The sequence below is a fragment of the Paenibacillus wynnii genome, assembly GCF_000757885.1.
Lineage (GTDB): Bacteria > Bacillota > Bacilli > Paenibacillales > Paenibacillaceae > Paenibacillus_AQ > Paenibacillus_AQ wynnii.
The window spans coordinates 1045057-1057218 of record NZ_JQCR01000002.1 but is presented as its reverse complement, the minus strand read 5'-3'; the positions used below and the strand labels follow the sequence as shown (position 1 = coordinate 1057218).

General features: G+C 42.5%; 9 protein-coding genes. 6 read left to right on the top strand and 3 right to left on the bottom strand.

Features of this window, described 5'->3' with window-relative positions; translation table 11 throughout:
* Nucleotides 1-37: 37 nt before the first annotated feature.
* Together PWYN_RS07325 and PWYN_RS07320 are read left to right on the top strand one after the other, a co-directional pair.
* A complete protein-coding gene (locus PWYN_RS07325) occupies nucleotides 38-1960 on the top strand; it encodes a sensor histidine kinase (protein WP_036649980.1) in 1923 nt (640 codons plus the stop codon).
* Nucleotides 1951-3840 carry a sensor histidine kinase gene (locus PWYN_RS07320; RefSeq protein ID WP_036649977.1) on the top strand — a complete coding sequence of 630 codons (1890 nt, stop codon included), beginning with the start codon at nucleotides 1951-1953 and terminating at the stop codon, nucleotides 3838-3840. The genes PWYN_RS07325 and PWYN_RS07320 overlap by 10 nt, the downstream gene beginning before the upstream one ends.
* Nucleotides 3841-3859: 19 nt before the next feature.
* On the opposite strand, the gene PWYN_RS07315 is transcribed toward PWYN_RS07320, so the two are convergent.
* Entirely contained in the window at nucleotides 3860-4108 is a 249-nt protein-coding gene (locus PWYN_RS07315; protein WP_036649975.1) for an NHLP leader peptide family RiPP precursor, read from the bottom strand.
* A 77-nt stretch (nucleotides 4109-4185) separates the two neighbouring features.
* Nucleotides 4186-5115, bottom strand: coding sequence for a class 1 isoprenoid biosynthesis enzyme (locus PWYN_RS07310; RefSeq protein ID WP_036649972.1), 930 nt, complete (start codon nucleotides 5113-5115; stop codon nucleotides 4186-4188).
* A 122-nt stretch (nucleotides 5116-5237) separates the two neighbouring features.
* Here PWYN_RS07310 and PWYN_RS07305 point away from each other — a divergent pair, with 122 nt between their 5' ends.
* The 3 genes from PWYN_RS07305 to PWYN_RS07295 all read left to right on the top strand — a co-directional run bounded on the left by PWYN_RS07305 (nucleotide 5238) and on the right by PWYN_RS07295 (nucleotide 8637).
* A complete protein-coding gene (locus PWYN_RS07305; RefSeq protein ID WP_036649969.1) occupies nucleotides 5238-6329 on the top strand; it encodes a Gfo/Idh/MocA family protein in 1092 nt (363 codons plus the stop codon).
* Nucleotides 6330-7188: 859 nt separating this feature from the next.
* On the top strand, nucleotides 7189-7980 hold the full coding sequence (locus tag PWYN_RS07300) for a hypothetical protein (RefSeq protein ID WP_036649967.1): 792 nt from the start codon (nucleotides 7189-7191) through the stop codon (nucleotides 7978-7980).
* Between the two features lie 57 nt (nucleotides 7981-8037).
* Nucleotides 8038-8637 (top strand): hypothetical protein, encoded by a 600-nt coding sequence (locus PWYN_RS07295; protein ID WP_157261107.1) that lies wholly within the window; start codon nucleotides 8038-8040, stop codon nucleotides 8635-8637.
* A gap of 582 nt (nucleotides 8638-9219) precedes the next feature.
* Here the strand turns inward: PWYN_RS07295 and PWYN_RS07290 are convergent.
* The gene (locus PWYN_RS07290; RefSeq protein WP_036649962.1) at nucleotides 9220-11142 is read right to left on the bottom strand and encodes a beta-N-acetylhexosaminidase; all 1923 of its coding nucleotides are present in this window, start codon (nucleotides 11140-11142) and stop codon (nucleotides 9220-9222) included.
* A gap of 84 nt (nucleotides 11143-11226) precedes the next feature.
* Here PWYN_RS07290 and PWYN_RS07285 point away from each other — a divergent pair, with 84 nt between their 5' ends.
* Nucleotides 11227-12081, top strand: a complete 855-nt coding sequence (locus PWYN_RS07285; protein WP_036649959.1) for a helix-turn-helix domain-containing protein — start codon at nucleotides 11227-11229, stop codon at nucleotides 12079-12081.
* The last annotated feature ends 81 nt before the right edge of the window (nucleotides 12082-12162 follow it).

Sequence of the window (12162 nt, the reverse complement as noted above, 5' to 3'; positions counted from 1 at the left end):
GGTAATTTCCAATCAATGATTTATTTGAGGTGTCCATATGAGATTGTCTTTACATAAAGCAGTAGTGGTAATTGGAATTATGCTGCTGTTGATTGCTATAGTTACACTAGGAATTATATTAAAGTGGGGCGGACCCGCAGGATCTGTGCTGCCGGGTTGGGAAATGAAATGGAGTCATGCAGGAGGAACTGCAAACCCTGACGACAGCTTGAACGGTTTTGAAGGGGAATGGATGCACGTCAGTTCGAATACTGAAAGACTGGAAGCTCCAAAGGGAGTATCATCTGTCTGGACACGAATAACATTACCGGACAACTTAGATAACTCTGCGGTGCTGATTGATTACATTTATGGAGAAGAAATTAAGGCATATGCGAACAACGTATTAATATACAATTCTAACGGTGCAATTAAGGGTAAAGGAACCAAGGTTCTAATCCCCTTATCACGAGAGCTAACAGGGGAACAACTTTATGTAAAGAGCAGTGGCGGGGAGGGCAACATTGGTATTGAAGGCAGCATTTTATACGGAAGTTACGGCAAGCTGCTAGCTCTTTACGTGAAGCAGGATGTAATGGATCTTTTCATTGGAGCATCATTAATTTTTATGGCTTCGGTGTTTGCCGTTTGCTCTATATTTTTGAAGAGGGAGCTGTTCTTCAGCGGCTTTTTGCTTGTGCTCGTTATTTTATCCTGCGGGACGTTGGTGATTACGAACTCTGCTTTTCTCCCCATTCTGCAGAGCAATCCCGGCAGATTAGTAAATATCCTTTACAATCTGGCTTTAATTACATTGCTAGTTTCGTCTATTCTGTTTTTTGAAAAGATATTTGGTCCCGGAAAGAACGAGATCGTTACCAAAGTCCGTAAATGTATGGCTGGTTATTCCCTCGTATACTGCGGCTTGTGGATTCTTAATTTAAGTCTTTCCTATCGCTTGGATAGTCTGGCCTTATACGCTGAGACCATAACCGGGGTGCTAATCGCCTTGCAGCTTTTATTCCTGCTTGTATTGGCGGTCGTTTCTGCGTTGCGCGGTAAGATAGATAGTATTATTTTTTCCGGAGGGTTTGCCATCCTGATGATCTCTTTATTTACTGATCTGGTCATGTACTATGTGTCCGAGGGGAGTTATCACTTGTATTGGTGGAAGTGGGGCGTGGTAATTCTTGTTATTTCACTGATTGTTATTGTGGGACGAGGTTTTATTAAAAGCCATGAGCAGGTCGTACACTATTCCTATGAACTGGAGAAATTCAATAATGACTTGCAGCGATCTGAGAAGATGGAGATTATCAGCGAGCTGGCTGCTTCTGTCGCGCAGGAAGTTCAGAACCCACTACATGTTACTCGGGGCTTCCTTCAGATTCTTGGTGAGATGTCCGGACAGAAGGAGAAGACGTATTTGCAGATGGCGGTTACAGAGCTGGACAGGGCAGCAATGATTATCACGGACTTTCTCACATTTGCCAAACCTGAGTTAGAGTCGGTAGAACGGCTTGACATTTCCGGAGAACTTAGGCATATAGCAGGGGTTCTGGTTCCTTTAGCTAATCTACGCGAAGCAGAGATTATTCTCAAGCTGCAAACCGGACTTTACGTGGAGGGAAGCTCTTTCAAGCTGAAACAGGCATTCCTTAATATTCTCAAAAACAGTGTGGAATCCTTACAGGAAAACGGGCTTATTACTATAACAGTTTGGCAATCAAGTACCTACATAATCGTAAGTGTTCGGGATAATGGTGAGGGTATGAAAAGCAGTGAGTTAGCTAGACTTGGAGAACCCTATTATTCTAATAAGAGCAAAGGTACAGGCCTGGGTCTTATGGTCACATTCAAGATTATTGAGGCCATGAGAGGAACTATCAAATTTCATAGTCAATTGGGGGAGGGCACTGAAGTTATAGTGAAGCTCCCTATTGCCAGACCTGAAGAGGAAGAGGTGCTTGCATGCGTATGACGGTTAAGAATATTCTCCATATAGCAGCAGTACTATTTCTTGTGTTCATGACCGGTGGATCGCTGTATGCATCAGCCGATAATGCTCACCCTTCTGCTGAGATAACAAAGTGGCAGATGAAATGGGGAGACGAAAGAGGCACGACGGGATGGATGGATGCAGGATCACTCCAGAATTCACCCCAGATGCCAAAAGGAGTATCTTCCGCATGGATTCGCGTCCCATTGCCAGAAGTAAAGTGGACGTCTCCTTCTGTATATATTGATACCTTATATGCCCTTCATGTGAAGGTTTATGTAGAGGATCTTCTGATATTTGAGGGTGAACGGAATTACATCAAAGACAACTATTCCCTGTTATTCCCTCTAAGCACAGAAGACAGTGGTAAAACCTTATACATCTGGACAGAGACACTTCAGGACAGAATCGGGATAAAAGATAAGGTTGTTATCGGCGAGCATGACCTTCTTATCCATCAGTATGCCAAGAATGGGCTAGTAGACATTATCTTGGGTGGCGCCTTTATCTTTGTTGCTCTCATATTGTTTGTTTGTGCCTTTTTTCTGAGCAAGGAGCATTTCACTATTTCATCAGGCCTTGCCGTAGTCATTGCTTCAACAGGGATTTTGTCGATAACTTACTCCCCTTATATATATACTTTTTATAGTTATCTAGGTCCTATAAGTATAATGTTTTTGGACTTTGCCCTATTGTCGCTTTTACCGTCGCTTACCTTTCTGTTTGAAAAAATATTTGGTCCGGGTAAGTTTTACATCATCAGACGGTTCCGAAAGTTTCAGGTTCTCTATTCCGTGTTCTGCCTATGCTGTATGGCTGTCAACATTCTATCCGGCAACGAGTATGTAGAGTTTTATTATTTTGTTTCCACAAAAATTATTGGGTTCATAATGATTATTCAATTTATCCTGCTCATTGCCTGTGTAATCATTTTCTCCTTCAGACGTAATAAGGATGCTCTTATTTTTGCCGTAGGGTTCGGTTCAGCAGCGCTTACAGGAGTATTGGAACTGGTCTGGTATTATGTGCGTGCAGGCAACTATGATTTATACTATTGGAAGTGGGCCCTTGTTATTTTTATTTTATCTTTGATTGTGATTTTAGGACGAAGACTTGCCCTTGACCATGCTCAGGTAGTTAAATACTCCAAAGAACTGGAATTATTCAACAATGAACTCCAGCGTTCGGAGAAAGTGCAGATCATTAGTGAACTTGCGGCTTCCGTAGCGCATGAGGTTCGTAACCCTCTGCAGGTAACTCGGGGATTTCTACAGCTGCTTAGTGAGAAGTCGAGCGGTGATGAGAAAGAGTATATGTTCATGGCTCTCAGTGAGCTGGATCGGGCATCGAATATTATTACGGATTTTCTGACTTTTGCCAAACCTGAGTTCGAACAGATTTTAATTCTTAATGTCTATGATGAATTCAAGCATATTGAGAGTATTCTCCTGCCGCTCTGTCATCTGAACAATGGGAAAATCATACTTGATGTAGATAATAATCTTTGGATTAAAGGGAACTCTTCAAAGTTCAAGCAAGCTCTAATTAATATTATCAAGAACAGTATAGAGGCTTTCCAAGACGATGGGTTGATTCATATCACTGCATACGGAAATGGAGACAAAGTATTCATTCGAGTTAATGATAATGGTGAAGGAATGAACTCTGATGTGCTGCTTCGGTTAGGAGAGCCCTACTTCTCCCAAAAGAACAAGGGAACGGGGTTGGGACTAATGGTCACGTTTCGGATTATTGAAGTGATGCAGGGAGAAGTCGTTTTTCACAGCAAAAAAGGAGCAGGGACCGAAGTTGTTATTACGCTGCCTATGGCCGCACCTTCGGGGGATCCCCACTCCTTATAAAGTTGAACATGATGTTGGTTTACCAGGAGCCTTGTGTGCTCACATCGGTTTTTAATATTCCTGATGACGGACTAGGGGGGATGACGAGGTAGAACTCATTCGAGCCTTCCTCTACAGCTTTCAGGGTGATGCTGTCAGGAATAATTATGCCTAATGCTTCTTTTAGTGCTGATTTCGGATCAGTTAATAAGCGTTGCTTAAAACTTGGATCTTCCCAGGCCTTTTGAATCACTTGGTTTGTAAGAATCATATCTGACAATGTAATCATCCTTCCCTTTATAGTTATTTTTCCCTATGAATATATCATACGTTTATTTTGAATACTATTACTTTTCCCTGAATATATTACATATTTTTAGAGAGCCAATAATGGAGCCCGCCGCTCTGCAGAAGCTTCTTTTCAGTTTCTATGGCTGCTGAGATCTGCATCAGGTTATTGGTTAGGCGATGATGGAAATCTAGTAGATTCGGGACTTTTAAGCTATAGCCCAGCAATCGGTTATGGTGGTCCCAGGCTATTTGGGTAAAACGTTCCAGACCTCTGTTTGTATAAATGAATTCCTTAACGTCTGCTTGGGTTAGACTGTCTTTATCGCAATTCAACTCTTGGCGGGTGAGAGATAGCAGACAATTATAGCTGCCTTCCTCCAGATCTTCCTTCCAATCCTCGTAATCATCCAACATTTGCAGCGTTAGAAGCACGTAATGCAGCATTTCCTCCGACTGTGGGATTAGTGTATCCTGATCCGAAAGCAGCAGAGCCGCGGTGCTGGATAGCTTCAGCGGACTGGCTTTATAGGCAACCTTCACTTGCTCAACTCGAAAATAATCCTCTCTATTCTCATTGCTTACACTTTCTGCCCATTCTGAAATATAGCGATTAAAATAAGTCCAAAATGGAGATTTTCCCGGGAAATAAGACCTATAGATATTCAGAAATTCAATATATAGCAGATTTGCCAGCGGCAAGGTTGAGAAGGCAGAGGTTGTGGAGGTATCCATTAAGTCATCCTGAATGAAGAAATACAGCATTAAAAAGACATTTCCGATGGACATTTGACGGCAATCTTGTGCAGTGAGCCGACCGTTCTCCTGAAACCAGAAGGGTAAAAGGTAACATATGTAATTCTTGTGGCTTTCCGTTTCGAATACATTGAAATGATGAAGGTAGGATAGTCCATAAGCATTCAGCGGGTCTGGGAATTGTGAGATGATATGCCTGCAATCGTGGAAAACAATGCGGAGCTCTTCCTCATAATCATGAAGCCAGTTCATAATTTCATCTCCTGAATCACAAATGTAATAAGGGAATAAAAGGAATATTTGATCTGAGTATAACTTGTCCAATAATCCTTTACAATGGAAACTTAGAGGTACATACAAGAGGGGGAATATTAATGAACAAGGTCCAATTCGGTTTATTGGGTGGAGGTTGGAGAGCAGAGTTTTATCTGCGTATTGCCAAGCAGTTGCCAGAACAGTTTGTGGTGGGAGCTATGTTCGTCCGGAATCCTGAGAAGGCAGAAGAAATGAGACGGGTATGGGGAGTAACGGTGTACACCTCATTGGAGGAATTTATATCCAGTGCCGCCTATTCATTTGTGGTGCTAAGTGTGCCTAGAGAAGTATGTGCGGAATACATGATAAAGCTGACTGCTGCAGGGATTCCGGTATTAGCCGAAACTCCTCCAGCTCCTGATATTGAATCTATGACAGAGCTTTGGAACCAGGTAGGAGCTGCTGCACGCATTCAAATCGCAGAGCAATATTTATTTCAGCCCATGCATGCCGCTAGAATTGCTCTGGCCCGTTCCGGACGCCTCGGGGAGATTAGTCAGGCACAGGTATCGGCGGCACATGGATATCACGGAATCAGTCTGATTCGTCAATTGCTAGGCATTGGGTTTCAGAATGTGACTATACGCGGGCAGAATTTCCAGTCATCCATACTTAAGGGTTCGAATCGCAGCGGTCCGCCGGTTGCCGAAGAGGTAATTAACTCTATACAGACCTTAGGAACTTTGGACTTTGGAGGGAAGCTGGGAGTGTTTGATTTTGTGGGCGACCAGTATTTCTCGTGGATTCGACAGAATCGAATTCTCGTACGCGGAGAACGTGGGGAGATCGTCAACGAGAAGGTAGCCTGGCTTGAGGATTTTGATTCCCCTGTTTATAGTGAACTCCGAAGAATAGATACAGGACATGGGGGCAATCTGGAAGGCTTCTATCTTAAAGGTATTATGGGGGACGGAGAATGGCTGTATCGAAATCCCTTTGCTCCCGCAAGACTAGCCGAGGATGAAATTGCCATAGCGGAAAGTCTCGCCCGAATGGGGAGATATGTTCAAGGTGGACCTGCTTTTTATAGCTTGGCTGAAGGCTGTCAGGATCATTATTTGGCCATGCTCATGGCTCAGGCTGCAGAAACGGGGGAGGCTATGACTTCGGTAAATCAAGTCTGGTCACCGGATTATTTGTGCGCTCGGTGAGGACGCTCCGCGAACGGACCGTTGCTCCAATCGCTGTTGTGTCCAGATTTTTTGAATTTTTACCTTAGCGGTATAAATCCGGACACAGCTTATGCTTTCGAAGCTAGTTTTCCTTCGGAAAACTTTCGGGCGAACGCTACCGCTTTTCCGCAATCAGTCCGTCCTCTCCGCTGCATTCAGCGGGATCCCTTTTTCTGTGAAAATCAAAACGCTCGCATGAACGGTCTTCGTCTCTGAATGTTTAGCATGTTTCGTGAAATGACCAATAGGATACCCGGCCCTTTAGTTTTTAAGCATATGGTAAGCAATGACCAGCATCTTTCTTGCTGTAGCGATACACGCTTTTTCTTCCCACGCCGAGAAGCGATTTTCCAGAACTTCGTAGATAGTTCCGTGTTTCGATCACAGCTTTTGTATTTGCGTTGGATATCGACAAAAAGTGATTATTCCCAGTTAAACCCTTTGATGAAATAATCCACGTAAAGTGAAATGTAAAATGGGATGCCTTTGAGATCGATCCCAAGTAGTTTTTTAGGTGTCGAGAAATAGAATAGAGGCTGTAAAAAGCATATTAAACACTGAATGAAGTTAGTAAGATAAATAGAATTGAGAAGCTTCTTAACGGGGCTTCTTTTTCCTTTTCCTTCTCTTGCAACCTAATGGATTATACGTCTACAAAAGTACATAGTTTCCATATTATTGGATTATATAGTTTAATTTCCAAATAATACCTGTTACTCTTGTAATATATTAAAAAGTTACCATTCATGGAAATTTATTTGATAGAAATGTGTAAATCCATTGCCGATGGTTAAGCTGGCCAGCTAATCATAAATATTCTTACTAAGGAGAGATATCGTTGAAAAAAAGATTTTTATCGATTGTTGCTTGTTTTTTATTTTTAATTAACTCCGCAGCTGTAAGTGCCACACCCAAACCAATCGACATTGATTCAATTTATACCCAAATTACTGAGATGATTAAGCAAGGTGCTACAGAACAAGAAATTCAAGAATATAAAAAGAAAAATGGTTTAACAAACTTGACAAAAGAAGAAGTGAAATTAGACAAGGACGGAAACGTTATTGCCCCAACTTCTTCATCGTCTATTAGCATACAATCTCTCACTCCAGATGCGTATACACTGACAATATGGATAGACCGAAATGACAGAGAACGTAGCACTAATTATATTTTTACAAATGTGAAGATGGGTTCGTTTTCGGTAGAGAAATATCCAGCATCTTATGATATACTCTCAATTAATTGGAGCAATGATGTTTATAACTATGTTAGTTGGTCTACCGGGAACACAAACGCAACTGCTAACTATGCTCCTTGGTTAGCGGATGCAGATCAAAGAAGTTCGGGTACAATTCTACTGAACTTTGAAGATTCTGACCCTTATTGGGCTAACCCATTATCCGCCTGGGCAACTGTTTCTGTTAAATCTGGTAAGCTAGGAACTGCAACATCTGCCTCAATGAAATTGACCCATACTTATGACAGTACAGCTTCAAGTACTAGCCAGACTGGAAGTGCAAATTGGACTTGGGGTCAACCCTTAAGCGTAGGGGTATCTTACACAGTTAATACAAATACGGTCGAAAAAAATTGGTCCAAAGCGGCTACAGCTTCTTGGACTCCGTAATAAAAAAATTTGAGTGGAGGAATTGAGATCCTCCACTCTTTTTTGAAGGGGATGAAAATGAAAAAAACTAGATCATTCATAATTCTGTTATGGAGTCTTCTGTTATTAACTTCGTGTAGTGTCCCAAATAATAATGAAAAAAATGAAGACGATCTTAATTTACCTTATTTATATGCAGAGAAGGTTAAGGCAGATATATCGTTTCTCCAGATTATTGCACAGTCCAGTTACGATGAGGCAAAACAAATTTCCAAAGGTTATTTAATTTCCTTTGATAATAGAGAAATCTATCACCATAGTGAGCAAAAAATTATTGACATTTTAAAATCAAGTGACTCAATTTTAGGTGAAAATATAATTAAACAAAACCAATCAATAGAAATTCTAGTTGGGAAAATAAATGAATTACTAAGAAACAATTCAATGGATGATAGCAAGTGGGAGCAAATTATCAAAAATGAAGAATTATTAAATATGCTAAACATAATTGAGCCGCAGAAAGCGTCAAGTTCAGATACTGACATTACTTTGTATTATTTAACAGAAAACTTTGCAGGAGTATTAAAGGAACATAAAAAAATTGAAATAGAAGGTTATCTCTCTCTACTTAATGAGAAAATTTTAGCATATGTTAGTAATCTAAATAAATTTAAATAGATTGAAGAATGGCTGTATGTGCTTTAAAAAGTCGTACTTAAATGATACTTTTTCCGAACGCGGGGTTAGTAAAAAAACTTTAAATCATATCATAGATGTTTAGAGGAGCTGCCGGTTAGGCTGCTCCTTTTTTAGGTGCGTCGGGTGCCCAGAAGCACGCATGATTTAGTTTATATTCCTTCACTTTACGGCCCTCTGCAAGTCCATTTAATTTACATCTAAGCTAGGTGGGATTTTGAGAGGACGCTCTGCAAACGGACCGTTGCTCCAATCGCTGTTGTGTCCAGATGTATTGAATTACACTTAGCAGTGTAAATCCGGTCACAGCTTATGCTTTCAAAAAGCTATATAAGCTGAACAAAAGAAAATAAAAAAAAGCGAAAAGGAACGAAATTTGGAACTGGAGGAGCGAGAGCGACCGCCCGAAAGCTTTCCGTAGGAAAGCTCGCTTCGAAAGCATAAGCTGTCTACGGATTTCTACCGCAAAAAGCGGTATAATTCAAAGAAATCTGTAGACAACAGCGGCCGGAAGTCCAAACATTCACCGCAGTGCGACTAATCCTATATTCTAAAAATTCTAAGTTAGTGAGAGTACTGAGCTTCCAGCAAGGTTTGATATTCCTGACGAAGCGAGAGCAGCTTAGAGACGCTCTGTTCCAGTCCCCCCATACGGTTACGCTCGGACCATATTAACCGGTAACGGTGTAGAAGAACATCAAGATCCTGAATCTGCTCCGAAAGAATTTTCTTATCGACTTGGCCTGGTGTAAGTACCAGCTGGCGTTTTATGAACCCAAGCTTAATGGCATGTTTGACGAAATGGATGCCGTTCCTAAGCTCGCTCAGCACAAGCTCCCCATCCTCGCAATACAAGGAAGCCTCTTCCAAACGTTCCTCTATGCTGTGAATATAGTTTGTCAGTTGTTCCAAATGTTGATCCGACAGCTGTTCCACGATAAGTACATTGCCCAGTTTGCTGCGGAGCAGCATAGACATTTCCGTATCGTTCGGGCGGGACAGGCCGGATTCCAGCTTGTAGTAATTTCCTAAGTCCAGCATGAGATTTCCCATGATGCCGGAAGGGTCGAGGAATACAGATCGATTCAGATAGCCGGAAACATCCGCTTGCAGGCCGGCCTCAACATTCCAAGCGAGAGCAGCTCCATGTACATAGCCAGCGTAACTTACCGGGAGATGCTGCCAGTGTCCGAAGTCGCCCCAATCCGTAATTAGATAGCCGATAGCCCCATTGTTTTTACCATGAATAGCAGCACTGCGCAAATTAGCCATCATGTTATCGCTTCGGCCGGTAAGTGAATTCCATGAACTCGTTCCTGGGCAGACATAGAAAGGGATTTCGGCTTCCTTGAACTTTCTTGTGTCCTCCTCGAAAGGGTGCTCTGCACTATAGCCCCACTCCATGGCAATCACATTCTTGGGAAGCTGCGGGATGAGTTCGGGGTATTGAATGATAATATCCCCCCAAAATTGCATGGTTTTGCCCCGTTTGGTTACTAATTTATGAATCTCCTGCAAGAAAGATAAGTAGAGTTGGCCTTTCCCCAGTTCATCAGCCTTTTGTTTGCTTTTGCCCAGGCCAAGCTCATACGTTTCATCACAGCCCACGTTGAACTGATCTGAACTGAAATAAGGGAGTAAATCATCGTACATGGTTTCCAGTAAGTCCAGAACCTTTGGATCTTCCGTATGAAAGGTACCGGGTCTCATGAATAAGCCTTCTGGATAAAAGTCGGCAGCATACATTCCCTCCGGCAACATAAAGCCCTCCGGAATTTCAGCCAAGTGGTTGAACTCAGGGCGTGAAAGCCAAGCTTCCATATGTCCAAAGCTATTCTGATTAGGAACCAGTTCGATATAACGCTCCCGGCAGTAGGCATCTATAAGTAATATTTCCTCTCCAGAAATCGGGGTTTCAAGCTCCCATACCTTTGGAAAGGACTCATAGGCAAAAGGTGTACCTTCTATATATAGCTGCAGTTGGTTCAATTTCAAATCGGCCATAAGATCAATAATCCGATATATGGTTTCCAACTTGGGGATCTTGTTTCTGCTGATATCAATCATTAGACCTCTTGCCCCGAAATCGGGATGGTCCCGAAGGGTAAGACAAGGTACAGCTTTTCCGGTTTGTTCTATAATTTGCTTAAGTGTAGCAACGGCGTAGAACGCGGCTTCCGGGGTACTATAGGTAATCGAGATTCCGTTCTCTTGGATGGTCACCTCATAGGCCTGTGCGGGAAGATCAGGGTTCTGGGAAAAAGAACAGACGGCTTGAACGGATGAACGGGTGCCTATGGAGAGTGGCAGGGTCACATGCAAGGCTTTGGATATTACGTTCTGGAGTCTGCGTGCAGCAGGTAGTACAATCGTGTCTACCTTGCAGCTAAGAACAATGCTCCCGGCGGAAGGTATCTGAAAGATGCCGGAGGAAGGACTTAAATGCTGCGGGTAAGGCATTAACAATAATGAATTTGGAGCAGACATAGCAGCTTCACCTCTAATTCATGTAGAATATGATCATCAACCACATAAACATATCACTCGGAATTCAAGGGAGGAATGCATTCGATGCCCAATGTGATGGATTATATGATCAGCCCTTATCCTATTCGGATTATTGACCCTAAGGTTGATGCTTCCAAATTAAAGCTAAGAACGATTCGTGTTGGACAAGTGGGACATCTGCCAGGAAGAACGCTTTTTCGTAAGGGTGTATTCTTCGAACACTGGGCAGTGGTCTATATTGTATCGGGTTCAGGAGTTTATGCTGAGAACGGCCGGGAGGAGCAGTTGATATCAGGAGAAAGCCTCTTCTTTTTTAGACCGGGCTGTAGCTATGATTTCGGCCCTCTGGAAGGGGGAAGCTGGGATGAGTACTACATTAACTTCAGTGGAACACGAATAACGGAATGGCTGGAGGCCGGTTTAATCGCCGGAGGCGATGTATTTCAGGTTCGTTCCGACAAGGGTTTTATACATTTTTTTGAGGATATTCTGACGCGAATGGAGGGAGGAGCTCCTGCGGACGCAGATAGAGCGGCATTATTGCTGGAGGAGCTCTTGCTAGAGTGTTCCTTCGTACTTAAGGGGAACGGCAGACCCGCGCAGGAGGATTCGATGCAACAGATTCGGGAGGATCTGCATTCCTGTATTTACGGACATCTGACTGTGCTGCAAATAGCGGCCAAACACCATATCTCCATGTCCACATTACGCCGGTTAGTACGGAGGAGCAGCGGATATCCACTGCATGATTACATTCATCGACTCAAAATGTCTGAGGCTAAGCATCTGCTCCTGAATACCTCTTTAAGAGTAAAAGAGATAGCCGGTAGGTTACATTACCAGGATACCTTCTACTTTTCCCGTCTCTTTAAGAAGTATATGGGGATATCACCCCAAAATTGTCGTCGCAACGTTTAAATTTCGACAAATCCCTTCTGTATCTGCTAACGCCATTGTCATAATTTGTTTCTTTTTGTTGACACATTTGAAAAAGAAATG

What these genes read in the sequence shown, in the direction of transcription:
- PWYN_RS07325 (WP_036649980.1), top strand. Translation starts at nt 38, where the DNA reads ATGAGATTGTCTTTACATAAAGCAGTAGTGGTAATTGGAATTATGCTG.
- PWYN_RS07320 (WP_036649977.1), top strand. Translation starts at nt 1,951, where the DNA reads ATGCGTATGACGGTTAAGAATATTCTCCATATAGCAGCAGTACTATTT.
- PWYN_RS07315 (WP_036649975.1), bottom strand. Translation starts at nt 4,108, where the DNA reads ATGATTACATTGTCAGATATGATTCTTACAAACCAAGTGATTCAAAAG.
- PWYN_RS07310 (WP_036649972.1), bottom strand. Translation starts at nt 5,115, where the DNA reads ATGAACTGGCTTCATGATTATGAGGAAGAGCTCCGCATTGTTTTCCAC.
- PWYN_RS07305 (WP_036649969.1), top strand. Translation starts at nt 5,238, where the DNA reads ATGAACAAGGTCCAATTCGGTTTATTGGGTGGAGGTTGGAGAGCAGAG.
- PWYN_RS07295 (WP_157261107.1), top strand. Translation starts at nt 8,038, where the DNA reads ATGAAAAAAACTAGATCATTCATAATTCTGTTATGGAGTCTTCTGTTA.
- PWYN_RS07290 (WP_036649962.1), bottom strand. Translation starts at nt 11,142, where the DNA reads ATGTCTGCTCCAAATTCATTATTGTTAATGCCTTACCCGCAGCATTTA.
- PWYN_RS07285 (WP_036649959.1), top strand. Translation starts at nt 11,227, where the DNA reads ATGCCCAATGTGATGGATTATATGATCAGCCCTTATCCTATTCGGATT.